Consider the following 23,737-nt stretch of genomic DNA (forward strand, 5'->3'; position numbering starts at 1 on the left):
GAAGTGCGCCCGAAACCCTGTGCTTTGGAGGATATGCGAATGTCTTATGAAAAAGTGACACAGGCTAAAGATTTTATCGTTGGGACAAAACAAACGCTAAAAGCGCTGCAAAATAATGAAGTTGCTGAAATTGTGATTGCGAGTGATGCCGATCAGCGCATTACAAATAAAGTAATCACATTAGCAAAAGAACAGCAAATCCCTATTTCGATTGTTGATTCTATGAAAAAGCTTGGAAAAGCTTGTGGAATTGAAGTAGGAGCTGCTGCTGTAGCGATAAAAGGATAAGAAGTTTTTGCGAAAGTACAATGTACGAATTGCAAGACTTTCTTTTATCACTTTTTATGAACCACCTGGATGTGTGGGTTTATAATAAACAGAAAAGAAGGGAGGAAAAACGAATGCCTACTATTAACCAATTAGTGCGTAAAGGTCGTGTTTCTAAAGTAAAGAAATCTGACTCTCCTGCACTTAACAAAGGATATAACAGCTTCCAAAAAGCTTTCACAAACGTATCTTCTCCACAAAAACGTGGCGTATGTACGCGTGTTGGTACGATGACACCAAAGAAGCCGAACTCAGCGCTTCGTAAATATGCTCGTGTACGTTTAACAAACGGAATCGAGGTTACTGCGTACATTCCTGGAATTGGTCACAACCTTCAAGAGCACAGTGTTGTACTAATTCGCGGTGGTCGTGTAAAAGACTTACCAGGGGTACGTTATCACATTGTTCGTGGTGCGCTTGATACTGCTGGTGTTAATGACCGCAAACAAGGCCGTTCTAAATACGGTACTAAGCGTCCTAAAGAAGCTAAAAAGTAAGAATGAACTTAAAATAATATATTAATGATATGAAAGGGGGGAATCCGATGCCACGTAAAGGACCTGTTGAGCGTCGTGATGTATTACCTGATCCAATTTACAATTCAAAGCTTGTTACTCGTTTAATTAACCGTATCATGGTTGATGGAAAACGTGGGGTAGCGCAAACAATTCTTTATAACGCTTTTGAACTTGTACAAAAACGTACAAACCAAGAGCCTATGGAAGTGTTTGAGCAAGCATTAAAAAACGTTATGCCTGTACTTGAAGTTAAAGCGCGTCGTGTTGGTGGTGCAAACTATCAAGTTCCTGTAGAAGTTCGCCCAGAGCGCCGTACTACACTAGGACTTCGTTGGTTAGTAAACTATTCACGTCTTCGCGGCGAAAAAACAATGGAAGAGCGTCTTGCATATGAAATTATCGATGCTTCAAATAACACTGGTGCAGCTGTTAAGAAGCGTGAAGATGTTCATAAAATGGCTGAAGCTAACAAAGCATTCGCTCATTACCGTTGGTAAGCTAATTAATCAAATATTAATTCCCACTAAAGGAAGGAGAAATACTGATGGCAAGAGAGTTCTCCTTAAAGAATACGCGTAATATCGGAATCATGGCACACATCGATGCTGGTAAAACGACAACTACTGAGCGTATCTTGTTCTATACTGGCCGTATCCATAAAATTGGTGAAACACATGAAGGTGCTTCTCAAATGGACTGGATGGAGCAAGAGCAAGAACGCGGTATTACGATCACTTCCGCTGCGACAACTGCACAGTGGAAAGGTCACCGTGTTAACATCATCGATACGCCAGGACACGTAGACTTCACAGTTGAAGTTGAACGTTCGTTACGTGTATTAGACGGAGCAGTAGCGGTACTTGATGCACAATCTGGTGTAGAACCGCAAACTGAGACAGTTTGGCGTCAAGCAACAACTTATGGAGTTCCACGTGTTGTATTTGTTAATAAAATGGATAAAACAGGTGCGGATTTCATTTACTCATTAGGTACAATGCATGATCGCTTACAAGCAAATGCGCATGCGATTCAATTACCAATTGGTGCTGAAGATGATTTTGAAGGTATCATTGACTTAGTAGAGATGAAAGCTTATATCTACGAAGATGACCTTGGAACTCGTACAGCAGCTAGCGAAATTCCAGATGCTTATAAAGAGCAAGCTGAAGAATATCGTACAAAGCTAGTTGAAGCAGTAGCAGAGCTTGATGAAGAGTTAATGATGAAGTACCTTGAGGGTGAAGAGTTAACAATTGATGAAATCAAAGCAGCAATCCGTAAAGGAACATGTAACGTTGAATTCTTCCCTGTTCTTTGTGGTTCAGCATTTAAGAACAAAGGTGTTCAATTAGTTCTTGACGCTGTTCTTGATTACTTACCTGCACCAGTTGATGTACCAGCTATTAAAGGTATTATTCCTGATAGCGAAGAGGAAGTAACACGTGAATCTAGTGATGATGCTCCATTCTCAGCATTAGCATTTAAAGTTATGACTGATCCTTATGTTGGTAAGCTAACATTCTTCCGTGTATACTCTGGTACACTTGATTCTGGTTCTTATGTACAAAACTCAACAAAAGGTAAGCGTGAGCGTGTTGGTCGTATCCTACAAATGCACGCGAACTCTCGTGAAGAGATTTCAACTGTATACGCTGGAGACATTGCTGCAGCGGTAGGTTTAAAAGATACATCAACAGGTGACACACTTTGTGATGACAAAAATCTTGTTATCCTTGAATCTATGGAATTCCCAGAGCCAGTTATCTCTGTTGCGATTGAGCCTAAAACAAAATCTGACCAAGATAAAATGGGTCAAGCACTTGCGAAACTTGCTGAAGAAGATCCAACATTCCGTACTGAAACAAACGAAGAAACTGGTCAAACAATTATCTCTGGTATGGGTGAACTTCACCTTGATATCATTGTTGACCGTATGAAGCGTGAGTTTAAAGTAGAAGCTAATGTTGGTGCTCCACAAGTATCATACCGTGAGACAATCCGCAGTGCTGCAAAAGTTGAAGGTAAATTCGTACGTCAATCTGGTGGACGTGGACAATATGGACACGTTGTTATTGAGTTCGAACCAAACGAAGAAGGCGCTGGTTTTGAATTTGAAAACAAAATCGTCGGTGGTGTTGTTCCTCGTGAATACATCCCAGCTGTTCAACAAGGTCTAGAAGAATCATTGCAAAATGGTATGCTTGCTGGCTATCCACTTGTTGATGTAAAAGCACGTCTTGTTTTTGGTTCATATCATGACGTTGACTCAAATGAAATGGCGTTTAAAATTGCCGCTTCAATGGCACTTAAAAATGCAAAATCTTCTACAAACCCAGTTTTACTTGAGCCAATGATGAAAGTCGAAGTTGTAATTCCTGAGGAATACATGGGCGACATCATGGGTGACATTACGAGCCGTCGTGGTCGTGTAGAAGGTATGGAAGCTCGCGGTAACGCACAAGTTGTTAAAGCGTTTGTTCCACTTTCTGAAATGTTTGGTTATGCAACATCTTTACGTTCCCGTACACAAGGCCGTGGAACTTATACAATGCACTTCGATCACTACGAAGAAGTTCCTAAGTCAATTGGTGAAGAGATTATTAAAAAATCAGCAGGTCAATAAATATTACCTGTTGTGTCAATAAATGTTTTATTGTAATCTAAGATAGGCGAGACAATAAGCTCGTCTCTCTTAGTACAATAGTAAAAAAAAATACTTAATACTTGCTTTTAAAGGAGGAAATTACTCATGTCAAAAGAAAAATTCGACCGTTCGAAGCCCCATGTTAACATTGGTACTATCGGACACGTTGACCATGGTAAAACTACATTAACAGCTGCAATCACTACTGTTCTTCATAAGAAATCTGGTTCAGGTACTGCGATGGCTTATGACCAAATCGATGGTGCTCCAGAAGAGCGTGAGCGTGGTATCACAATCTCTACTGCACACGTAGAGTACGAAACTGATAACCGTCACTATGCACACGTTGACTGCCCAGGTCACGCTGACTATGTTAAAAACATGATCACTGGTGCTGCACAAATGGACGGCGGTATCTTAGTAGTATCTGCTGCTGACGGCCCAATGCCACAAACTCGTGAGCACATCCTTCTTTCTCGTCAAGTAGGTGTACCTCAACTAGTTGTATTCTTAAACAAATGTGACATGGTTGATGACGAAGAGTTACTTGAATTAGTAGAAATGGAAGTTCGTGACCTTCTTTCTGAATACGACTTCCCTGGTGACGATGTACCAGTAATCAAAGGTTCTGCTCTTAAAGCTCTTGAAGGCGAAGCTGAGTGGGAAGAAAAAATCTATGAGCTTATGGCTGCTGTAGATGAGTACATCCCAACTCCAGAACGTGACACTGACAAAGACTTCATGATGCCAGTTGAGGATGTATTCTCAATCACTGGTCGTGGTACAGTTGCTACTGGACGTGTTGAGCGTGGAGTAGTTAAAGTTGGGGACGTAATTGAGATTCTTGGTCTTACTGAAGAGCCAAAATCTACAACTGTTACTGGTGTAGAAATGTTCCGTAAGCTTCTTGACTATGCTGAAGCTGGTGACAACATCGGTGCATTACTTCGTGGTGTTTCACGTGACGAAATCCAACGTGGACAAGTACTTGTTAAACCAGGTACTGTAAAAGCACACACTAAGTTCAAAGCTGAAGTTTACGTTCTTTCTAAAGAAGAGGGTGGACGTCACACTCCATTCTTCTCTAACTACCGTCCTCAGTTCTACTTCCGTACAACTGACGTAACTGGAACAATCGCTCTTCCAGAAGGCGTTGAGATGGTAATGCCTGGCGACAACATCGAAATGACTGTAGATCTTATCGCACCAATCGCAATCGAAGATGGTACTAAGTTCTCTATCCGTGAAGGCGGACGTACAGTTGGCGCTGGTGTAGTAGCTAGCATCATCGAATAGTTTATAGTTTGATGATTAAAGCACCTGGTTAAACCAGGTGCTTTTCTATATTATGTATAGAAAATTTTAGAAATTATTAAAACCACTTGCATTTCTACTACAAACTCATTATAATAGGAAAAGTGTGATCGACTTAAATTTCCGCTTGCAAACAATCTCAGTTGTTTGGTATAATAGTGAATGTTGGTCGTTTACAGCGATGATGTGGAAGGTTGCAGACACGCCCGGCCCCTTTGCCATGGCGGGTAAGTCAGGAAATTTCCACGGAGAACTGTCTATTTTGAAAAATGGGCGATAAAGGAGGGGAAATAATGGCAAAGCAAAAAATTCGTATTCGTTTAAAAGCTTATGATCACAGAATTCTTGATCAATCTGCAGAAAAGATTGTGGACACAGCGAAACGTGCTGGAGCAAAAGTTTCAGGACCGATTCCGCTACCAACTGAAAAAGCAGTTTACACAATTCTTCGTGCGGTTCACAAGTACAAAGATTCTCGTGAGCAGTTCGAGATGCGTACACATAAGCGTTTAATTGATATTGTTGAGCCAACACCACAAACGGTTGATTCATTAATGCGTTTAGATCTACCGTCTGGTGTCGACATTGAAATCAAACTGTAAACCATTAAAATAGAAAGTTCTTTCATAGAATTTATAATAATTTAGGAGGTGTGACTTATGGCCAAAGGAATCTTAGGTAAAAAAATCGGCATGACACAAATTTTCGTTGAAGGCGGAGAATTATTACCTGTAACAGTTATTGAAGCTGCACCAAACGTTGTACTTCAAAAGAAAACTGTTGAAACTGACGGATACAATGCAATCCAAGTAGGTTTTGATGATAAAAAGGAATCTCGTACAAACAAACCTGAAAAAGGTCATGCAGCAAAAGCAAATGCGAACCCTAAGCGCTACGTAAAAGAATTCCGTCTTGAAGATGCAGCGGAATATGAAGTTGGTCAAGAAGTCAAAGTTGATATCTTTAGCGAAGGTGACATCATTGACGTAACAGGAATTTCTAAAGGTAAAGGATTCCAAGGTTCAATCAAACGTCATAACCAGTCTCGTGGACCTATGTCTCACGGTTCTCGTTATCACCGTCGTCCTGGTTCAATGGGTGCTGTTGATCCAATGCGCGTATTTAAAGGTAAAGCATTACCTGGGCGTATGGGTGGCGAGCGCATTACTGTACAAAACTTAGAAGTTGTTAAAGTTGATACAGAGCGCAACCTATTATTAGTAAAAGGTAACGTACCTGGAGCGAAGAAAAGCTACGTTACAATCCAAAGTGCTGTAAAAGCAGCTGAAGCTAAGTAAGAAAGGAGGATAAATCGTGCCTAAAGTAGGATTATTCAACCAAAGCGGTTCACAAGTCGGCGATATCGAATTAAATGACGCTGTATTTGGAATTGAACCAAACCAAAATGTTGTTCATGACGCTGTTGTAATGCAGCAAGCTTCATTACGTCAAGGTACACACGCTGTAAAAAATCGTTCTGCGGTTGCCGGCGGCGGACGTAAGCCATGGCGTCAAAAAGGAACTGGACGTGCGCGTCAAGGTTCTATTCGTTCCCCTCAATGGGTAGGTGGTGGAGTTGTATTTGGTCCAACACCAAGAAGCTACAGCTACAAACTTCCAAAGAAAGTACGTCGTTTAGCGGTTAAATCTGTACTTTCTGCGAAGGTGCAAGAGAACGAACTAGTAGTTTTAGACGCATTAACTCTTAATGCTCCTAAAACAAAAGAAATCGTTGCTATTCTTTCTAACCTTTCAGCAGACAGCAAAGCATTAATCGTTACTGGCGATTATAACGAAGCAGTTGCAATGTCTGCACGAAATATCCCTGGTGTTACTGTTGTTACAGCTGATGGTGTAAATGTACTTGACTTAGTTAAACATGATAAGCTAGTAATGACAAAAGACGCAGTGGAAAAGGTAGAGGAGGTGCTAGCGTAATGAAAGACGCACGCGATATTATCAAGCGCCCGGTTATCACGGAAGCTTCAACTGATGTAATGGTAGACAAAAAGTATACGTTCGAAGTTGATCCTCGTGCTAACAAGACTCAAATTAAACTTGCAGTAGAAGAAATTTTTGATGTGAAAGTAGCTAACGTAAACACGATGAACTACAAAGGGAAGTTCAAGCGTTTTGGACGTCATTCAGGCTACACTGCACGTCGTAAAAAAGCAGTTGTTCAATTAACACCAGAAAGCAAAGAATTAGACTTTTTTGAAGGTGTTTAATATTACTAAATAGCGAAGGAGGGAAATAACAATGGCTATCAAAAAGTATAAGCCGATAACAAACGGTCGTCGTGGTATGTCTGTATCTGATTTCGCTGAAATCACAACAGATCAACCCGAAAAGTCGCTGTTAGCTCCTTTAAAGAAAAATGCTGGTCGTAACAACCAAGGTCGCTTAACAGTACGTCATCAAGGCGGCGGCCACAAGCGTAAATATCGTATTATCGATTTTAAACGTAACAAAGATGGAATACCAGGACGCGTTGCTACAATTGAGTATGATCCAAACCGTTCTGCAAACATCGCACTTATCAACTATGTTGATGGTGAAAAACGTTACATCCTAGCAGCAAAAGGATTAACAGTAGGTACTGAAATTATGTCAGGCCCTGAAGCAGACATTAAAGTAGGTAATGCATTACCACTTGCAAACATTCCAGTGGGTTCTACAATCCACAACATCGAATTACAACCTGGTAGAGGTGGACAATTAGTTCGTTCTGCTGGTGCTAGCGCACAATTACTAGGTAAAGAAGGTAAATATGTACTTGTACGTTTAACTTCTGGTGAAGTTCGTTTAATTCTTGCGGAGTGCCGTGCAACAATCGGTCAAGTAGGTAACTTAGAGCACGAACTTATCAATATTGGTAAAGCTGGTCGTTCTCGTTGGTTAGGTAAACGCCCTACAGTTCGTGGTTCTGTAATGAACCCTAACGATCACCCACACGGTGGTGGTGAAGGTCGCGCGCCAATCGGACGTAAGTCTCCAATGACTCCTTGGGGTAAACCAACACTTGGTTACAAAACACGTAAGAAAAACAAACCATCTGACAAGTATATTGTACGTCGTCGTAAAAAATAACGCGGTTGAGCTACGGTTCAATAGAACCGTAGGGCAATCACGAAGGGAGGTTACCTTATGGGTCGCAGCTTGAAAAAAGGACCTTTTGTAGATGATCATTTAATGAAAAAGGTAGAGGCACTAAACGAAACTGATGCTAAGAAAGTAATTAAATCTTGGTCTCGTCGTTCAACAATTTTTCCGCAGTTTATCGGGCATACTATTGCAGTATACGATGGCCGCAAACATGTGCCGGTTTATATTACTGAAGACATGGTTGGTCACAAATTAGGTGAATTTGCTCCAACACGCACATATAAAGGTCATGCTTCAGATGACAAGAAAACAAGACGTTAATTGAGAGGAGGTACACTCGATGCAAGCTAAAGCTGTTGCTAAATCTGTACGTATTGCTCCTCGTAAAGCTCGCTTAGTCGTAGATCTAATTCGGGGAAAGCAAGTTGGTGAAGCAGTTGCCATTCTTCGTCACACACCGAAGGCAGCTTCTCCAGTTGTAGAGAAATTATTAAATTCTGCGATCGCCAATGCAGAACATAACTATGAAATGGATCCAAATAGCCTTATTATCACTCAAGCGTTTGTTAACGAAGGGGCAACTCTTAAACGTTTCCGTCCACGTGCAATGGGACGTGCAAGCCGTATTAACAAGCGTACGAGCCACATTACAATCGTAGTATCAGAAAAGAAGGAGGGATAACGCGTGGGTCAAAAAGTCAATCCGGTAGGACTTCGTATTGGTGTCATTCGTGACTGGGAGTCTAAGTGGTATGCTGATAAAGATTATGCTGATCTTCTTCACGAAGATATTAAAATTCGTGAATATGTTGAAAAGCGTTTAAAAGACGCTGCGGTTTCAGCTGTTGAAATTGAGCGTGCAGCAAACCGTGTAAATATTACAATTAAAACTGCTAAGCCTGGTATGGTAATTGGTAAAGGCGGTTCTGAAGTTGAAGCACTTCGTAAAGCACTTAACGCGTTAACAGGCAAACGAGTACACGTAAACATCTTTGAGGTAAAAACACCTGATGTTGACGCTCGTCTTGTTGCTGAAAATATTGCTCGTCAATTAGAAAATCGCGTTGCATTCCGTCGTGCGATGAAACAAACAATCCAACGTGCAATGCGTGCTGGGGCAAAAGGTATTAAAACAGAAGTATCTGGTCGTTTAAATGGTGCAGATATTGCCCGTTCTGAGTCATATAGTGAAGGAACTGTTCCACTTCATACTCTTCGTGCAGATATCGATTATGGTACTGCAGAAGCTGACACAACTTACGGTAAATTAGGTGTGAAAGTCTGGATTTATCGTGGAGAAGTCCTTCCAACGAAAGGAACGAACAAAGAGGAAGGAGGAAAATAATCATGTTAATGCCTAAACGTGTAAAACACCGTAAAGAACATCGTGGAAAAATGCGCGGTCGTGCAAAAGGCGGTACAGAAGTAGCATTCGGTGAATTCGGTCTTCAAGCGTTAGAAGCGTCTTGGATTACAAACCGTCAAATCGAAGCTGCGCGTATTGCGATGACTCGTTATATGAAACGTGGCGGTAAAGTTTGGATTAAAATTTTCCCATCAAAACCATACACTGCAAAACCTCTTGAAGTACGTATGGGTTCCGGTAAAGGTGCTCCTGAAGGCTGGGTAGCAGTTGTAAAGCCCGGTAAAATTATGTTTGAAGTGGCTGGTGTATCTGAAGAGGTAGCTCGTGAAGCACTACGTCTAGCTTCTCACAAGCTTCCTGTTAAAACTAAGTTTGTAAAACGCGAGGAAGTGGGTGGTGACACAAATGAAAACTAATGATATTCGTAATCTAACCACTGCTGAAATCGAACAAAAAGCAAAAGGTTTAAAAGAAGAGCTTTTCAACCTACGCTTTCAATTAGCTACAGGTCAATTAGAAAACCCAGCCCGCATTCGTGAAGTCCGTAAAGCAATTGCACGTTCTAAGACTGTATTACGTGAAAGAGAGCTCGGTATTAACAACGGATAATCTGAGGGGAGGTTTAATGAATGAGTGAACGTAACAACCGTAAAGTCTACGTAGGCCGTGTTGTTTCTGACAAGATGGATAAAACGATCAGTGTTCTTGTTGAAACATATAAAAACGACAGCCTATATGGCAAACGCGTAAAGTATTCTAAAAAGTTTAAAGCGCATGATGAAAACAACACTGCTAAAGTCGGCGATATCGTAAAAATTATGGAAACTCGCCCTCTTTCTAAGGACAAACGCTTCCGTTTAGTTGAAGTCGTTGAAGAAGCAGTTATTATCTAATGAATCGGATCATGATTTTCAATCCGAAAGGAGGTCCTTTGAATGATTCAACAAGAATCCCGTTTAAAAGTTGCAGATAACTCTGGTGCTCGTGAAGTACTTTGTATTAAAGTATTAGGTGGTTCTGGTCGTAAAACAGCTAACATCGGTGACGTTATCGTTTGTACTGTGAAACAAGCAACACCAGGCGGCGTTGTTAAGAAGGGTGACGTTGTTAAAGCTGTTATTGTTCGTTCTAAGTCAGGTGCACGTCGTCCAGACGGCTCATACATCAGCTTTGATGAAAATGCAGCTGTTATCATCCGTGATGATAAGAGTCCGCGTGGAACACGTATCTTCGGCCCAGTTGCACGTGAACTTCGTGAAAAACAGTTTATGAAGATCGTTTCTCTAGCTCCAGAAGTATTATAATTGTCAAATTATGAAGCCTTGTAAGGAGGTGCGAAGAACGTTATGCACGTTAAAAAAGGTGATAAAGTACAAGTAATCTCAGGTAAAGATAAAGGAAAACAAGGTGTTATCCTTCAAGCATTACCGAAAAAAGACCGTGTTATTGTTGAAGGTGTGAACATTGTGAAAAAACATGCGAAACCTTCACAACTAAATCCACAGGGCGGCATTATTGAAATGGAAGCAGCTATTCATGTTTCAAACGTTATGCCGCTTGATCCAAAAACTGGTGAGCCGACACGCGTTGGTTATAAAGTTGAGGATGGTAAAAAAGTTCGTATTGCGAAAAAGTCCGGTGAAGCTTTAGATAAGTAATCTCGCTGTGAAAGGAGGTCAATCCATTGAATCGTTTACAAGAAAAATATCAAAAAGAAATTACTCCTGCTTTAGTAGAAAAGTTTAACTATTCTTCTGTAATGCAGGTTCCAAAGATCGAAAAGATTGTAATCAATATGGGAATCGGTGATGCAGTACAAAACCCTAAAGCGTTAGATAACGCTGTGGAAGAGTTAACTGCAATTGCTGGTCAAAAACCACTTATTACAAAGGCGAAAAAATCAATCGCTGGTTTCAAACTTCGTGAAGGTATGCCAATCGGTGCGAAAGTTACTCTTCGCGGAGAGCGTATGTATCAGTTCTTAGATAAACTAATTGCAGTTTCATTACCACGTGTACGTGACTTCCGTGGTATTTCTAAGAAAGCATTTGATGGACGTGGAAACTATACATTAGGTGTTAAAGAGCAATTAATCTTCCCTGAAATTGATTACGATAAAGTAAACAGAGTTCGCGGTATGGATATCGTTGTTGTAACAACTGCGAATACAGATGAAGAAGCACGTGAATTGTTAACTCAAATCGGAATGCCGTTTCAAAAGTAATCAGACTTGATCCAAGGGAGGGAAAAGTGTGGCAAAGAAATCGATGATCGCCAAACAACGTCGTCCAAAAAAATTCGATGTTCAAGAGTACACGCGTTGTGAACGCTGCGGACGTCCACATTCAGTTATCCGTAAATTTAAATTATGCCGTATTTGTTTCCGTGAACTCGCATATAAAGGTCAAATTCCTGGCGTGAAAAAAGCTAGTTGGTAAACCCGAGTTAGGGAAGGAGGTAATTAGTAATGGTCATGACAGATCCAATTGCAGATATGCTTACAAGAATTCGTAACGCGAATACTGTTCGCCATGAGAAACTTGAGGTTCCAGCATCTAAAATCAAACGTGAAGTTGCTGAAATCCTTAAGCGCGAAGGTTTTGTACGCGATGTAGAATTCGTTGAAGATAGCAAGCAAGGTATTATTCGCATTTTCTTAAAGTATGGATCAAATAACGAACGCGTTATTACTGGTCTAAAACGTATTAGTAAACCTGGTTTACGTGTATACGCGAAAGCAAACGAAGTACCACGTGTACTTGGTGGGTTAGGAATCGCAGTTGTTTCAACTTCAAATGGTGTAATGACAGATAAAGAAGCTCGTCAACAACAAGTCGGCGGCGAAGTATTAGCATACATCTGGTAATATAACGATCGGAATGGAGGTGTAAGGAATGTCTCGTGTAGGTTTAAAACCAGTTGAGATCCCAAGTGGAGTAACAATTACTCTTAATGAAAACACTGTTACAGTGAAAGGTCCTAAAGGCGAATTAACTCGTTCTTTTGATCCGGAGATCACAATTAAAGTAGAAGACAATCAAGTGCTTGTTGAACGTCCAAGTGACAACAAAAATCACCGTGCCCTGCATGGTACAACTCGCAGCTTGTTAAATAACATGGTAGAAGGTGTAACGAACGGCTTTGAAAGAGCTCTTGAGCTTATCGGGGTAGGTTATCGTGCGACTAAGTCTGGTAACAAACTTGTAATAAGCGCTGGTTACTCTCACCCTGTTGAGATTGTTCCTGAACAAGGTATTGATATCGAAGTACCTTCTAATACAAAAATTATTGTAAAAGGTATCGATAAAGAGCGTGTTGGAGCAGTTGCTGCAAACATTCGCGCTGTACGTAAACCTGAACCTTATAAAGGTAAAGGTATTCGCTACGAAGGTGAGTATGTTCGTCGTAAAGAAGGTAAAACTGGTAAATAACGCGTAAAGCGAACGGAAAGGAGTGGCAATGGATGATTACGAAAGCTGATAAAAACAAAGCTCGTAAAAAAAGACATGCGCGTGTGCGCCGCAATCTTTTCGGTACTGCTGAGCGTCCTCGTTTAAATGTGTTCCGTTCTTCTAAGCACATCTATGCGCAGCTAATCGATGACATTAACGGTGTTACATTAGCTGCAGCATCTACGGCAGACAAGGATTTAAACGTTGAGAACGGCGGTAACGTTGAAGCAGCTGTAAAAGTTGGCGAATCAATTGCTAAACGTGCGGTTGAAAAAGGCTATGAAGCAGTAGTATTTGACCGTGGCGGTTACTTATATCATGGTCGTGTAAAAGCATTAGCAGACGCAGCTCGTGAAGCTGGTCTTAAATTCTAAGATACAAAGGAGGGAAACTAATGCGTCATATTGACCCAAACAAACTCGAACTTGAAGAACGCGTTGTTACGGTCAACCGTGTAGCAAAAGTAGTTAAAGGTGGACGTCGCTTCCGCTTTGCTGCAGTGGTTGTAGTTGGAGATAAAAATGGCCACGTTGGTTTTGGTACGGGTAAAGCTCAAGAAGTTCCTGAAGCAATCCGTAAAGCTGTAGAAGATGCAAAGAAAAATTTAATTACAGTACCGCTTGTAAACACAACAATTCCTCACCTAATCACTGGTCGATTTGGTGCAGGTAAAGTGTTACTTAAGCCTGCGGTTGAAGGTACTGGAGTTATCGCTGGTGGACCTGTACGTGCGGTATTAGAATTAGCAGGTGTTGGCGATATCTTATCAAAATCATTAGGTTCAAATAACCCGATCAACATGGTTCGTGCTACAATTGAAGGTCTTAAAGATCTTAAACGTGCTGAAGATGTTGCAAAACTACGTGGCAAATCAGTTGAAGAATTGCTAGGATAAGGAGGGAATTGATATGGCTAAGAAATTAGAGATCACCCTCTCACGTAGTGTTATTGGTCGTCCACAAGATCAACGCGTGACGGTAAAGACACTTGGGTTAAAGAAAACTAACCAAACAGTCGTTCATAATGATAATGCTGCTATTCGCGGTATGATCAACAAGGTAGCTCACCTTGTAACTGTAAAAGAAATCGAAGCATAATAGATAAATTTTAATTATAAGGAGGTGCCCCTATGAAACTTCATGATTTAAAACCAGCAGAAGGTTCTCGTAAAACACGTAATCGTGTGGGTCGTGGAACAGGTTCTGGAAATGGTAAAACATCTGGTAAAGGTCATAAAGGTCAAAACGCTCGTTCTGGCGGCGGTGTACGCCCTGGATTCGAAGGTGGACAAATGCCTCTATATCGTCGTTTACCTAAACGCGGCTTTACAAACATTAACCGCAAAGAGTATGCGATCGTAAATGTAGAGACATTAAACCGTTTTGAAGATGGTACAGAGATCACTCCTGAACTTTTACTAGAAAACAAAGTCGTAAGCAAGCTTAATGATGGCGTTAAAGTTCTAGGAAATGGTAAACTTGAAAAGAAGTTAACTGTTAAAGCTCATAAGTTTTCTGCTTCTGCTCAAGAAGCTATTGAAGCGGCAGGCGGAAATGTAGAGGTGATCTAATGTTCCGTGCATTCTCCAATATTTGGCGAGTGAGTGATTTGCGAAGCAAGATTATCTTCACTCTCTTAATGCTTGTTGTATTCAGGCTTGGGACATTTATTCCAGTGCCTGGTGTCAATCGACAAGTATTGCAGTTCGAGAATGAAATGAGTTTGTTTGGTGTACTCAACACGTTTGGTGGTGGTGCACTTCAAAACTTCTCGATTTTTGCAATGGGAATTATGCCGTATATCACCGCATCCATTATCGTGCAGCTTTTGCAGATGGATGTGGTACCAAAGTTTGCTGAATGGGCGAAGCAAGGTGAAGTTGGGCGTCGTAAACTAGCACAATTTACAAGGTATGGTACAATTGTGCTTGGATTTATTCAGGCGATTGGATTATCGATCGGATTCAACAACTTGTTTCCAGGACTTATTCCGAACCCAAACATTTTCTCTTACTTCTTAATTGCGCTTGTTCTGACTGCTGGAACGGCATTTTTAATGTGGCTTGGTGAGCAAATTACAGCACATGGTGTTGGAAACGGGATTTCAATTTTAATCTTTGCTGGGATTGTTGCTGCCATTCCAAGTGGCGTAAACCAAGTATATTTACAAAAGTTTACGAATGCAGAAGATACATTATTCTTAAGCATTGTTACTGTCCTTATATTGTTGGTTGCAGTATTAGCAATAGTGATTGGTGTCATTTTTGTTCAGCAAGCACTTCGTAAAATTCCTATTCAGTATGCAAAGCGAGTAGTGAATCAGAAGGCAGTTGGCGGACAATCGACACACTTACCATTAAAAGTAAATGCTGCCGGCGTTATTCCAGTCATCTTTGCGATATCACTAATCATTACTCCGCCAACGATTGCAGGATTTTTTGGAAGCAATGATGTTACAAATTGGATCCAAAAAATCTTTGATTATCGGGAACCTATTGGAATGGTAATATATGCAGCACTAATCATTGCTTTTACGTATTTCTATACGTTCATTCAAGTGAATCCAGAACAAATGGCAGAAAACTTGAAGAAGCAAGGCGGCTATATTCCGGGTATTCGTCCAGGGAAAAATACGCAAGTATATATTACTCGTATTTTATACCGTCTGACGTTTGTCGGTTCAATTTTCTTAGCAGTTGTATCTGTCATTCCAATCTTCTTCACCACACTTGCCAACCTGCCTCCGTCTGTACAAATTGGCGGAACAAGTTTGCTGATCGTAGTTGGAGTGGCACTTGATACAATGAAACAAATTGAAAGCCAATTGATCAAGCGCCATTATAAAGGTTTTATTAAATAAGGGTAATTTTCGTTAAATTATTACTAATTTAACAATAGGGGAGAGTGGTCTTCCCTTTACCCTAAAAGGCGAGTTTGACCTATGGAGGGATTTGATGGATCTAGTATTAATGGGACTACCGGGTGCAGGTAAAGGAACCCAAGCAGAAAAGATTGTTGAAAAATATGGTATCCCTCATATCTCGACTGGAGATATGTTCCGTGCAGCAATTAAAGGTGAAACACCACTTGGAAAGAAAGCAAAAGAATATATTGATGCGGGAAATTTAGTTCCGGATGAAGTAACGATTGGTATCGTTCGCGAGCGTTTGGGTAAAGATGATTGTAAGGAAGGTTTTTTACTTGATGGTTTTCCACGTACAGTGGCACAAGCTGAAGAACTTGAAAACATCTTATCTGAAATGAATCGAACAATTGATTATGTAATCAATATTAATGTCGATCGTAACAAATTAATGGAACGTTTAACAGGTCGCCGAGTATGCCGTAATTGCGGTGCCACTTATCATGTAGTCTTTAATCCTCCAAAAGAGGAAGGCGTTTGTGATAAATGCGGCGGGGAACTTTATCAACGTGAAGATGATAATGAAAAAACCGTTGGCACTCGTTTAGAAGTGAATATTAAGCAGCAGCAGCCGCTTCTTGATTTCTACGAGGAAAAAGGTTACCTGCAAAACATTTCTGGTGATCAAGACATCAATGATGTCTTTAAAGACATTGACCGACTTCTTGGAGGTCTTACTAAATGATAATTTGTAAAACACCGCGTGAGATTGAAATCATGCGCGAGGCAGGTCGAATTGTTGCGCTAACTCACCAAGAGCTGCAAAAACATATTAAACCTGGTATTACAACACTAGAACTAGACAAAATTGCTGAACAGTTTATCCGATCAAAAGATGCGATTCCTTCTTTTAAAGGTTATAATGGTTTTACCGGAAGCATTTGTGCATCAGTTAATGAAGAACTCGTGCATGGGATTCCTGGTGATCGTGTTTTAAAAGAAGGCGATATTATCAGCATTGATATCGGTGCAAAATATAATGGCTATCATGGTGACTCAGCTTGGACATATCCTGTAGGTAAGATTTCGGATGAAGATCAGCGCTTGCTTGATGTAACAGAAGAATCATTATATCTTGGGATAAAAGAAGTAAAACCAGGTGAACGTTTGTCAAATATTTCACATGCGATTCAAGTCTTTGCAGAAGCAGAAGGGTTTTCGATTGTGCGTGAATATGTTGGGCATGGAGTTGGTCAAGAACTTCATGAAGATCCGCAAATTCCTCACTTCGGACCTCCTGGAAAAGGACCAAGATTAAAGCCAGGCATGGTCCTTGCAATTGAACCAATGGTAAATGCAGGATCGCGCTATGTAAGAACACTGGCAGACAATTGGACTGTGGTTACAACCGATAGTAAACGCTGCGCTCATTTTGAGCACACCGTAGCGATTACAGAAGACGGTTATGAAATTTTAACGAAACCCTAAGTGAAGGTGATGGTTCGTGAGTGACTCTGAATCAACTCCCCAAATAGGTCAAATCGTGCGTGTTCTTCGTGGGCGTGAAGTTGATCAGTACAGCATTATTGTTGGTCTTATTGATGAACGCTTTGTTCTTATCGCAGATGGCGATAAACGAAAGTTTGATCGTGCCAAGAAGAAAAATATTCATCATTTAGAGTTGATTAATTATATCTCTCCAGAGGTGAAAAACAGCATGGAAGAGACTACTCGCGTTACAAATGGGAAGTTGCGCTTTGCACTAACAAAATTTCTAAATGACTCAGTCATTGATCGAAAGAAGGGAGAGCAAATCGATGGCTAAGGAAGACGTAATTGAAATGGAAGGTACTGTCATTGAGCCTTTGCCAAATGCCATGTTTCGAGTAGAACTTGAAAATGGTCATAAAATCCTTGCTCATGTTTCTGGGAAGATTCGCATGCACTATATTCGGATTTTACCTGGTGACAAGGTGACGGTTGAATTATCTCCATACGACTTATCACGTGGACGTATCACGTATCGTTATAAATAATCGATTTAACTCCGTACACTCAAGGAGGGTTAAAATAATGAAAGTTAGACCATCTGTTAAACCTATTTGCGAAAAATGTAAAGTTATTCGTCGTAAAGGTAAAGTAATGGTAATTTGCGAAAATCCAAAACATAAACAAAAACAAGGTTAATTAATAAGGAGGTGCTGGCATGGCTCGTATTGCAGGTGTAGATATTCCTCGTGACAAGCGTATCGTTGTATCATTAACATATGTTTATGGTATCGGTCAAACTCGTGCGAAGGAAGTTCTTGCGGCAGCAAACGTTTCTGAAAATACGCGTGTACGCGATTTAACAGAAGAAGAACTTGGTCGTATTCGTGAAGTTGTTAATGGATATAAAGTTGAAGGTGACCTTCGTCGTGAAATATCTCTTAACATCAAACGTCTAATTGAAATCGGATCTTATCGTGGAATCCGCCACCGTCGTGGTTTACCAGTTCGTGGACAAAATACGAAAAACAACTCTCGTACTCGTAAAGGTCCTCGTCGTACTGTAGCGAACAAGAAAAAGTAAGGGAGGTTCATTAAATGGCAAAGCAACGTAAAACGAATACACGTAAACGTCGTGTCAAAAAGAATATTGAAGCTGGTATTGCACATATCCGTTCAACATTCAACAACACAATCGTTACGATTACAGATACTCATGGTAATGCAGTTTCATGGGCTACTTCTGGTCACTTAGGTTTTAAAGGTTCTCGTAAGTCTACTCCATTTGCGGCACAAATGGCTGCTGAAACAGCTGGTAAAACAGCAATGGAGCACGGTATGAAAACAATCGAAGTTTCTGTAAAAGGCCCTGGTGCTGGACGTGAAGCTGCGATTCGTTCTCTTCAAGCTGTAGGTCTTGAAGTAACAGCAATTCGTGACGTTACACCAGTTCCTCATAATGGTTGCCGTCCGCCAAAACGTCGTCGCGTTTAATCGGGTGTTTAAATAATATAATAAATAGGCATTGAGACTAAGCTTAAAATTTAATGTTCGGGGATAGTATAGTTTAGTCAAACATGTCTATAATGATTATGTATAAAATGTTCTTGTTGTTGCGAATCCTATAAGGTTATGCACTGTCAGGAACCGCCTAATGAGAAATTTCGGTTAGACAATGTCGTCTAACCGAGGTTTGACGTTTTGAAGGAGGGTTTGTTGAATGATCGAGATCGAAAAACCAAAAATTGAAGCGGTTGAAATCAGCGATGATGCAACATACGGGAAATTTGTCGTAGAACCATTAGAGCGTGGATATGGCACTACGTTAGGGAACTCCTTACGTCGTATTCTGTTATCCTCTCTACCTGGTGCTGCTGTCACTACTGTACACATCGACCATGTTTTGCATGAGTTTTCAACCATTGATGGCGTTGTAGAAGATGTAACAACAATCATTTTGAATTTAAAAAAGCTGGCGATGAAGATCTATTCTGATGAAGAAAAAACATTAGAAATTGATGTTCAAGGTGAAGGCAAAGTTACGGCTGCTGATATTACCCATGACAGTGATGTTGAGGTTTTAAATCCTGATCTTCATATTGCGACGTTAGCTGCTGATGCACATCTTCGTATGAAGTTAACAGCAAAGCGTGGTAGAGGGTATGTTCCAGCTGAAGGAAATAAGCATGAAGATTTACCAATCGGGGTTATCCCAATTGATTCCATTTATACACCTGTTTCCCGTGTTAATTATCAAGTTGAAAATACTCGTGTCGGACAAGTAACAAACTATGATAAACTAACCCTCGATGTGTGGACAGATGGAAGTATTCGCCCTGAAGAGGCTGTTTCCTTAGGAGCAAAAATTGTAACAGAGCATTTAAATATTTTTGTCGGTTTAACTGATCAAGCACAAAAAGCAGAGATTATGGTTGAGAAAGAAGAAGACCAAAAAGAGAAAGTGCTTGAAATGACGATTGAAGAGCTTGATCTTTCAGTGCGTTCTTATAATTGCTTAAAACGTGCCGGTATTAATACCGTTCAAGAGCTTGCTCAAAAATCTGAAGAAGATATGATGAAAGTTCGTAATCTTGGCCGCAAATCTCTTGAAGAAGTTCAAGAGAAGCTTGAGGAACTTGGTTTAGGTTTACGAGACGAAGAATAGTCTTCAATAGAAAAACAGTAAAAAGGAGGGACCTCACATGGCATACAGAAAATTAGGTCGTACATCTTCACAACGTAAAGCGATGTTACGTGACTTAACAACAGACTTAATTATTAACGAGCGTATCGAAACAACAGAAGCGCGCGCAAAAGAATTACGTAAGTTTGTTGATAAAATGATTACACTTGGTAAACGTGGTGATCTTCACGCACGTCGTCAAGCTGCAGCATTTGTACGTAATGAAGTTGCAAACGAAGAAACTGGTGAAGATGCACTTCAAAAGCTATTCAGCGACATTTCAACACGTTATGCAGACCGTCAAGGCGGATACACACGTATCCATAAACTTGGTCCACGTCGTGGAGACGGTGCACCAATGGCGATTATTGAATTAGTTTAATTCAGACGCTAAAGTTAAATAAATAGTCCTGAAAGAGTACCTTTCGGGGAGGTTGCTTTTCAGGAAGGTTTAAAAAGGGTGGACAGGATCGAAGCTATCACGATAATTGCTGATTCTGTGCCCTTTTTTTATACACACTAATTTTTTTATCGAGCTTCAGGCGCTATCGGCTCAAATATATAGTCGATAGGCGGGCGTCTTATGCTTTTTAAACAGGCTTGGCGTCTGCCAAGTTTTCTTTGTGTTTCAAAAAAGCAGTGTATATAAACCGTTAGCCGTATGATAAAAGGGACTTAGGTGAAGTGAGGGAGTGAACCGGCGTTGAAAAAACTTGTTACAATTGAAGATCTCCACTTCCGTTATCAAGAGGATGCTGATTGGAGTTTAAAAGGCGTTAACCTCTCCATTTATAAAGGAGAATGGCTTGCGATTGTCGGCCATAATGGTTCTGGAAAATCAACGCTTGCTAAGCACTTGAATGGCTTATTAATACCCCAAAAAGGCACAGTTGCTGTGGAGGGTTTTTATACGAACAATAGCGATGATATATGGGAGATCCGCCGCCGTATTGGTATGGTATTCCAAAACCCTGATAATCAGTTTGTTGGAACATCGGTAAGGGATGATGTGGCTTTTGGTTTAGAAAATATAGGAGTGCCTCGTGAAGAAATGATTGAACGAATCACGGCGAGTATTGAAAAAGTAAAGATGACAGCATTTCTTGATCAAGAGCCGCACCATCTTTCGGGTGGACAAAAACAGCGGGTAGCAATTGCAGGGATTATTGCTTTAAAACCGTCGCTTATTGTATTAGATGAGGCTGCTTCTATGCTTGATCCGATGGGAAGACAGGAAGTGATAGAAGTGGTACGCCAACTCAATCGAACAGAAAATATTACTGTTATCTCTATTACCCATGATTTAGAAGAAGCTGCTGAAGCTGATCGAATGATCGTTATGAATAAAGGAAAGCTGTTGATGGAAGGAACACCAAGAGAAGTATTTCGACAAGGGGAAAAGCTGCAGGAGATCGGTTTAGATTTGCCCTTTTCAATTAAATTAAAAAACAGTCTTAAAAAAAGAGGCATTCAATTAGAAGAGGAGCATTTAACCCAAGAGGAATTAGTGGAGGCATTATGGACATTAAAATCTCAAACTTAGAACATCGTTATATGCCAAATACACCTTTTGAAAGAATGGCGCTTCAAGATATTAACCTAAGTATTCCTTCAGGCACCTTTCTAGCTCTCATTGGGCATACTGGTTCAGGGAAGTCAACATTAATTCAGCATATTAATGGACTTCTAAAACCAACCCAAGGTTCCATAACCATTGGGGAAACAATGATTACTGCTAAGAAAAAAGCAAAAGCACTCAAAGAGCTCCGAAGACGTGTAGGAATTGTTTTTCAATACCCTGAACATCAGCTTTTTGATGAAACTGTGGAAAAAGATATTTGTTTTGGTCCCATGAATTTTGGCGTGAGTGAAGGTGCAGCAAAAAAGCGAGCGAAAGAAGTGGCGGAAATTGTAGGACTTCCCACAGAGGTTCTTCAAAAATCACCATTTGACTTAAGCGGCGGACAAATGCGCCGTGTCGCGATTGCTGGTGTGCTTGCTATGGACCCTCAAGTGCTTATTCTAGATGAGCCAACAGCGGGATTAGATCCCCGGGGCCGGGTTGAAATCATGGAACTGTTTTCAAAGCTTCATAAAGAAAAAGGTTTAACAACGATTCTCGTTACTCATAGTATGGAAGATGCGGCGAGATATGCGGATAAAATTGTGGTTATGGAAAAAGGGACTGTTCATATGGAGGGAAATCCGGAAGAAGTTTTTGCTGAACCAGAAAGCATTCGTTCTCTCGGATTAGATGTACCTGAAACAGTTGAATTTTCCCTTAAGATTGAACGGAAATTTGGTGTAAAGGTATCAAAAAACGTTTATACAATGGAAGCACTTGCTGATGAAATTGCATCACTTCTGAAAAAAGAGAAAGAGGGGATAAAAGGATGATTCAAAACGTCATCATTGGTCAGTATGTACCTGGAACATCCCCTGTCCACCGCTTAGATCCACGAGCAAAACTGATCGCCGTCTTTTTATTTGTTCTCATTGTGTTTCTAGCAAATAGTTGGCTTTCTTATGGGATATTGGGTAGTTTTACACTGTTTTCTATTCTTTTAAGTCAAGTACCGCTGCGTTTTCTACTCAATGGTTTAAAGCCAATTTTCATTATTATTTTATTTACCTTTATTCTTCATCTTATCATGACAAAAGAGGGACCGGTCGTGTATGAGAGCAGCTTCTTTACCATTTATGAAGAGGGACTTGTGCAGGGGGCATTCATTTCATTTCGGTTATTATTTTTAATTTTATTCACATCTCTCTTAACATTAACAACAACACCGATTGATATTACAGATGGGCTTGAAAGTTTGCTTTCACCTTTTAAAAGGTTTGGACTTCCTGTACATGAATTTGCGCTCATGATGTCTATATCTCTTCGCTTTATTCCGACATTGTTAGAAGAAACAGAAAAAATTATGAAGGCCCAATCTGCTAGAGGGGTTGCATTTACAGGTGGCCCTTTAAAGGACCGGGCCAAGGCGATTTTGCCGCTTCTTGTTCCCTTATTTATAAGTGCTTTTAAGCGTGCAGAAGACCTAGCGCTAGCAATGGAAGCAAGAGGATATAAAGGCGGAGAAGGAAGGACAAAACTGCGGCTTTTACAGTGGGGAATGAAAGATAGTTTTCTTATCTTTTTCATTGTTGTTCTTACTGTTCTGCTTGTTTTATTCCGGGGATAAAGGAGAGTTCTTTTATGAGACGTCTTAAAGCGCTGATTTCTTACGATGGAACGAATTTTTCAGGCTATCAAGTTCAGCCTAATGCAAGAACCATTCAATGCGAAGTGGAAGCTGTATTGCAAAAAATGCATAAAGGGGAAGTAATCCGTATACATGCTTCAGGGCGAACGGATGCTGGTGTTCATGCTGTAGGGCAAGTGATTCATTTTGATTCCCCGCTTGTGATTGATGAAAAAGCATGGAAAAAAGCATTAAATGCGCTGCTTCCAGATGATATTCGGATACTTGATATTTCATATGTCTCAAGTGATTTTCATGCTCGATTTTCAGCTGTTAAAAAAGAATATCGCTATCGTGTCTTAAAGACAGCCGATCATGATGTGTTTAGAAGAAATTATGTTTTTCATATGTCCCATCCTTTGAACATAGAAGCAGTGCAGAAGGCGCTCGCTTTCTTAGAAGGGACCCATGATTTTTCAGCTTTTTGTGCTGCCAATACTGAAGTTATTGATAAAATACGAACGATTTATAAAGCAGAGATTGTTGAAGATAAAGATGAACTTGTCTTTCGCTTTATTGGCAGCGGCTTTTTATATAATATGGTGCGTATTCTTGTTGGTACGCTGCTGGAGGTTGGGCAAGGAAAGCGAAAGCCTGAAGAAATGAAGGCAGTCATTGAAAGTAAGTCGCGTGCTGAAGCAGGAAAAACAGCACCAGGACAAGGGCTTGTACTATGGAAAGTTTTTTATGAATAAATTTATTGAAATCAGCCCAAAACGCTTGACAT

Annotated in this window: 40 protein-coding genes; all 40 read left to right on the forward strand. The window is 40.5% G+C overall.

What is annotated here, in order from left to right:
- Nucleotides 1–39: 39 nt before the first annotated feature.
- The 40 genes from DS031_RS20315 (at nucleotide 40) to truA (ending at nucleotide 23,705) form a co-directional block, all read left to right on the forward strand.
- Nucleotides 40–288 (forward strand): 50S ribosomal protein L7ae-like protein, encoded by a 249-nt coding sequence (locus DS031_RS20315; protein WP_113808029.1) that lies wholly within the window; start codon nucleotides 40–42, stop codon nucleotides 286–288.
- A 113-nt stretch (nucleotides 289–401) separates the two neighbouring features.
- Nucleotides 402–824, forward strand: a complete 423-nt coding sequence (rpsL, locus tag DS031_RS20320) for a 30S ribosomal protein S12 (RefSeq protein ID WP_113808030.1) — start codon at nucleotides 402–404, stop codon at nucleotides 822–824.
- 47 nt (nucleotides 825–871) lie between these two features.
- The gene (gene rpsG, locus DS031_RS20325; RefSeq protein WP_113808031.1) at nucleotides 872–1,342 is read left to right on the forward strand and encodes a 30S ribosomal protein S7; all 471 of its coding nucleotides are present in this window, start codon (nucleotides 872–874) and stop codon (nucleotides 1,340–1,342) included.
- 47 nt (nucleotides 1,343–1,389) lie between these two features.
- The gene (gene fusA / locus DS031_RS20330) at nucleotides 1,390–3,468 is read left to right on the forward strand and encodes an elongation factor G (RefSeq protein ID WP_113808032.1); all 2,079 of its coding nucleotides are present in this window, start codon (nucleotides 1,390–1,392) and stop codon (nucleotides 3,466–3,468) included.
- Nucleotides 3,469–3,594: 126 nt separating this feature from the next.
- Nucleotides 3,595–4,785, forward strand: coding sequence for an elongation factor Tu (gene tuf / locus DS031_RS20335; RefSeq protein ID WP_113808033.1), 1,191 nt, complete (start codon nucleotides 3,595–3,597; stop codon nucleotides 4,783–4,785).
- Nucleotides 4,786–5,096: 311 nt separating this feature from the next.
- Nucleotides 5,097–5,405 (forward strand): 30S ribosomal protein S10, encoded by a 309-nt coding sequence (gene rpsJ, locus DS031_RS20340; protein WP_113808034.1) that lies wholly within the window; start codon nucleotides 5,097–5,099, stop codon nucleotides 5,403–5,405.
- A gap of 57 nt (nucleotides 5,406–5,462) precedes the next feature.
- The gene (gene rplC / locus DS031_RS20345) at nucleotides 5,463–6,101 is read left to right on the forward strand and encodes a 50S ribosomal protein L3 (protein WP_113808035.1); all 639 of its coding nucleotides are present in this window, start codon (nucleotides 5,463–5,465) and stop codon (nucleotides 6,099–6,101) included.
- A 16-nt stretch (nucleotides 6,102–6,117) separates the two neighbouring features.
- Nucleotides 6,118–6,741: a 50S ribosomal protein L4 gene (rplD, locus tag DS031_RS20350; protein WP_113808036.1), complete on the forward strand. Its 624-nt coding sequence runs from the start codon at nucleotides 6,118–6,120 to the stop codon at nucleotides 6,739–6,741.
- Nucleotides 6,741–7,031: a 50S ribosomal protein L23 gene (gene rplW / locus DS031_RS20355; RefSeq protein WP_113808037.1), complete on the forward strand. Its 291-nt coding sequence runs from the start codon at nucleotides 6,741–6,743 to the stop codon at nucleotides 7,029–7,031. The genes rplD and rplW overlap by 1 nt, the downstream gene beginning before the upstream one ends.
- A 31-nt stretch (nucleotides 7,032–7,062) precedes the next feature.
- A complete protein-coding gene (gene rplB / locus DS031_RS20360) occupies nucleotides 7,063–7,893 on the forward strand; it encodes a 50S ribosomal protein L2 (protein ID WP_113808038.1) in 831 nt (276 codons plus the stop codon).
- 57 nt (nucleotides 7,894–7,950) lie between these two features.
- Nucleotides 7,951–8,229, forward strand: coding sequence for a 30S ribosomal protein S19 (gene rpsS, locus DS031_RS20365; RefSeq protein ID WP_113808039.1), 279 nt, complete (start codon nucleotides 7,951–7,953; stop codon nucleotides 8,227–8,229).
- Nucleotides 8,230–8,248: 19 nt separating this feature from the next.
- The gene (rplV, locus tag DS031_RS20370) at nucleotides 8,249–8,590 is read left to right on the forward strand and encodes a 50S ribosomal protein L22 (protein WP_113808040.1); all 342 of its coding nucleotides are present in this window, start codon (nucleotides 8,249–8,251) and stop codon (nucleotides 8,588–8,590) included.
- A 3-nt stretch (nucleotides 8,591–8,593) separates the two neighbouring features.
- Nucleotides 8,594–9,253, forward strand: a complete 660-nt coding sequence (gene rpsC / locus DS031_RS20375; protein ID WP_113808041.1) for a 30S ribosomal protein S3 — start codon at nucleotides 8,594–8,596, stop codon at nucleotides 9,251–9,253.
- A 2-nt stretch (nucleotides 9,254–9,255) separates the two neighbouring features.
- Nucleotides 9,256–9,690 carry a 50S ribosomal protein L16 gene (rplP, locus tag DS031_RS20380; protein ID WP_113808042.1) on the forward strand — a complete coding sequence of 145 codons (435 nt, stop codon included), beginning with the start codon at nucleotides 9,256–9,258 and terminating at the stop codon, nucleotides 9,688–9,690.
- The gene (gene rpmC, locus DS031_RS20385; protein ID WP_113808043.1) at nucleotides 9,680–9,883 is read left to right on the forward strand and encodes a 50S ribosomal protein L29; all 204 of its coding nucleotides are present in this window, start codon (nucleotides 9,680–9,682) and stop codon (nucleotides 9,881–9,883) included. Before rplP ends, rpmC begins: the two co-directional genes overlap by 11 nt.
- A gap of 20 nt (nucleotides 9,884–9,903) precedes the next feature.
- Nucleotides 9,904–10,167, forward strand: a complete 264-nt coding sequence (gene rpsQ / locus DS031_RS20390) for a 30S ribosomal protein S17 (RefSeq protein ID WP_113808044.1) — start codon at nucleotides 9,904–9,906, stop codon at nucleotides 10,165–10,167.
- Between the two features lie 42 nt (nucleotides 10,168–10,209).
- The gene (gene rplN, locus DS031_RS20395; RefSeq protein ID WP_113808045.1) at nucleotides 10,210–10,578 is read left to right on the forward strand and encodes a 50S ribosomal protein L14; all 369 of its coding nucleotides are present in this window, start codon (nucleotides 10,210–10,212) and stop codon (nucleotides 10,576–10,578) included.
- Between the two features lie 42 nt (nucleotides 10,579–10,620).
- Entirely contained in the window at nucleotides 10,621–10,932 is a 312-nt protein-coding gene (gene rplX, locus DS031_RS20400) for a 50S ribosomal protein L24 (protein ID WP_113808046.1), read from the forward strand.
- 26 nt (nucleotides 10,933–10,958) lie between these two features.
- A complete protein-coding gene (gene rplE, locus DS031_RS20405; RefSeq protein ID WP_113808047.1) occupies nucleotides 10,959–11,498 on the forward strand; it encodes a 50S ribosomal protein L5 in 540 nt (179 codons plus the stop codon).
- Between the two features lie 28 nt (nucleotides 11,499–11,526).
- Nucleotides 11,527–11,712 carry a type Z 30S ribosomal protein S14 gene (locus DS031_RS20410; protein WP_113808048.1) on the forward strand — a complete coding sequence of 62 codons (186 nt, stop codon included), beginning with the start codon at nucleotides 11,527–11,529 and terminating at the stop codon, nucleotides 11,710–11,712.
- A gap of 29 nt (nucleotides 11,713–11,741) precedes the next feature.
- Nucleotides 11,742–12,140, forward strand: coding sequence for a 30S ribosomal protein S8 (rpsH, locus tag DS031_RS20415; RefSeq protein ID WP_113808049.1), 399 nt, complete (start codon nucleotides 11,742–11,744; stop codon nucleotides 12,138–12,140).
- A gap of 28 nt (nucleotides 12,141–12,168) precedes the next feature.
- Nucleotides 12,169–12,705 carry a 50S ribosomal protein L6 gene (gene rplF / locus DS031_RS20420; RefSeq protein WP_113808050.1) on the forward strand — a complete coding sequence of 179 codons (537 nt, stop codon included), beginning with the start codon at nucleotides 12,169–12,171 and terminating at the stop codon, nucleotides 12,703–12,705.
- A 32-nt stretch (nucleotides 12,706–12,737) separates the two neighbouring features.
- Nucleotides 12,738–13,100 carry a 50S ribosomal protein L18 gene (rplR, locus tag DS031_RS20425; RefSeq protein ID WP_113808051.1) on the forward strand — a complete coding sequence of 121 codons (363 nt, stop codon included), beginning with the start codon at nucleotides 12,738–12,740 and terminating at the stop codon, nucleotides 13,098–13,100.
- A gap of 20 nt (nucleotides 13,101–13,120) precedes the next feature.
- Nucleotides 13,121–13,621: a 30S ribosomal protein S5 gene (rpsE, locus tag DS031_RS20430; protein WP_113808052.1), complete on the forward strand. Its 501-nt coding sequence runs from the start codon at nucleotides 13,121–13,123 to the stop codon at nucleotides 13,619–13,621.
- Between the two features lie 13 nt (nucleotides 13,622–13,634).
- Nucleotides 13,635–13,823: a 50S ribosomal protein L30 gene (gene rpmD / locus DS031_RS20435; RefSeq protein WP_113808053.1), complete on the forward strand. Its 189-nt coding sequence runs from the start codon at nucleotides 13,635–13,637 to the stop codon at nucleotides 13,821–13,823.
- Between the two features lie 32 nt (nucleotides 13,824–13,855).
- On the forward strand, nucleotides 13,856–14,296 hold the full coding sequence (gene rplO, locus DS031_RS20440) for a 50S ribosomal protein L15 (RefSeq protein WP_113808054.1): 441 nt from the start codon (nucleotides 13,856–13,858) through the stop codon (nucleotides 14,294–14,296).
- Nucleotides 14,296–15,585 carry a preprotein translocase subunit SecY gene (gene secY, locus DS031_RS20445; RefSeq protein ID WP_113808055.1) on the forward strand — a complete coding sequence of 430 codons (1,290 nt, stop codon included), beginning with the start codon at nucleotides 14,296–14,298 and terminating at the stop codon, nucleotides 15,583–15,585. Before rplO ends, secY begins: the two co-directional genes overlap by 1 nt.
- A 94-nt stretch (nucleotides 15,586–15,679) precedes the next feature.
- A complete protein-coding gene (locus DS031_RS20450; protein WP_113808056.1) occupies nucleotides 15,680–16,333 on the forward strand; it encodes an adenylate kinase in 654 nt (217 codons plus the stop codon).
- Complete coding sequence (gene map / locus DS031_RS20455) at nucleotides 16,330–17,076, forward strand: type I methionyl aminopeptidase (protein ID WP_113808057.1); 747 nt, start codon at nucleotides 16,330–16,332, stop codon at nucleotides 17,074–17,076. Before DS031_RS20450 ends, map begins: the two co-directional genes overlap by 4 nt.
- A gap of 16 nt (nucleotides 17,077–17,092) precedes the next feature.
- The gene (locus tag DS031_RS20460; protein ID WP_113808058.1) at nucleotides 17,093–17,413 is read left to right on the forward strand and encodes a KOW domain-containing RNA-binding protein; all 321 of its coding nucleotides are present in this window, start codon (nucleotides 17,093–17,095) and stop codon (nucleotides 17,411–17,413) included.
- A complete protein-coding gene (gene infA, locus DS031_RS20465) occupies nucleotides 17,406–17,624 on the forward strand; it encodes a translation initiation factor IF-1 (protein ID WP_113808059.1) in 219 nt (72 codons plus the stop codon). The genes DS031_RS20460 and infA overlap by 8 nt, the downstream gene beginning before the upstream one ends.
- 37 nt (nucleotides 17,625–17,661) lie before the next feature.
- Nucleotides 17,662–17,775, forward strand: a complete 114-nt coding sequence (gene rpmJ, locus DS031_RS20470) for a 50S ribosomal protein L36 (RefSeq protein WP_003156543.1) — start codon at nucleotides 17,662–17,664, stop codon at nucleotides 17,773–17,775.
- Nucleotides 17,776–17,794: 19 nt separating this feature from the next.
- The gene (gene rpsM, locus DS031_RS20475; RefSeq protein WP_113808060.1) at nucleotides 17,795–18,160 is read left to right on the forward strand and encodes a 30S ribosomal protein S13; all 366 of its coding nucleotides are present in this window, start codon (nucleotides 17,795–17,797) and stop codon (nucleotides 18,158–18,160) included.
- 14 nt (nucleotides 18,161–18,174) lie between these two features.
- Nucleotides 18,175–18,570 (forward strand): 30S ribosomal protein S11, encoded by a 396-nt coding sequence (rpsK, locus tag DS031_RS20480; protein WP_113808061.1) that lies wholly within the window; start codon nucleotides 18,175–18,177, stop codon nucleotides 18,568–18,570.
- 226 nt (nucleotides 18,571–18,796) lie between these two features.
- A complete protein-coding gene (locus tag DS031_RS20485) occupies nucleotides 18,797–19,741 on the forward strand; it encodes a DNA-directed RNA polymerase subunit alpha (protein ID WP_113808062.1) in 945 nt (314 codons plus the stop codon).
- Nucleotides 19,742–19,778: 37 nt separating this feature from the next.
- Nucleotides 19,779–20,141 (forward strand): 50S ribosomal protein L17, encoded by a 363-nt coding sequence (gene rplQ / locus DS031_RS20490; RefSeq protein WP_113808063.1) that lies wholly within the window; start codon nucleotides 19,779–19,781, stop codon nucleotides 20,139–20,141.
- Nucleotides 20,142–20,462: 321 nt separating this feature from the next.
- A complete protein-coding gene (locus DS031_RS20495) occupies nucleotides 20,463–21,302 on the forward strand; it encodes an energy-coupling factor ABC transporter ATP-binding protein (protein WP_113808064.1) in 840 nt (279 codons plus the stop codon).
- Nucleotides 21,278–22,156: an energy-coupling factor ABC transporter ATP-binding protein gene (locus DS031_RS20500; protein WP_113808065.1), complete on the forward strand. Its 879-nt coding sequence runs from the start codon at nucleotides 21,278–21,280 to the stop codon at nucleotides 22,154–22,156. The genes DS031_RS20495 and DS031_RS20500 overlap by 25 nt, the downstream gene beginning before the upstream one ends.
- A complete protein-coding gene (locus tag DS031_RS20505) occupies nucleotides 22,153–22,950 on the forward strand; it encodes an energy-coupling factor transporter transmembrane component T family protein (RefSeq protein WP_113808066.1) in 798 nt (265 codons plus the stop codon). Before DS031_RS20500 ends, DS031_RS20505 begins: the two co-directional genes overlap by 4 nt.
- Nucleotides 22,951–22,964: 14 nt before the next feature.
- Nucleotides 22,965–23,705 carry a tRNA pseudouridine(38-40) synthase TruA gene (gene truA / locus DS031_RS20510; RefSeq protein WP_113808067.1) on the forward strand — a complete coding sequence of 247 codons (741 nt, stop codon included), beginning with the start codon at nucleotides 22,965–22,967 and terminating at the stop codon, nucleotides 23,703–23,705.
- Nucleotides 23,706–23,737: the final 32 nt, after the last annotated feature.

The organism is Bacillus taeanensis, assembly GCF_003318295.1.
Lineage (GTDB): Bacteria > Bacillota > Bacilli > Bacillales > UBA6769 > Maribacillus > Maribacillus taeanensis.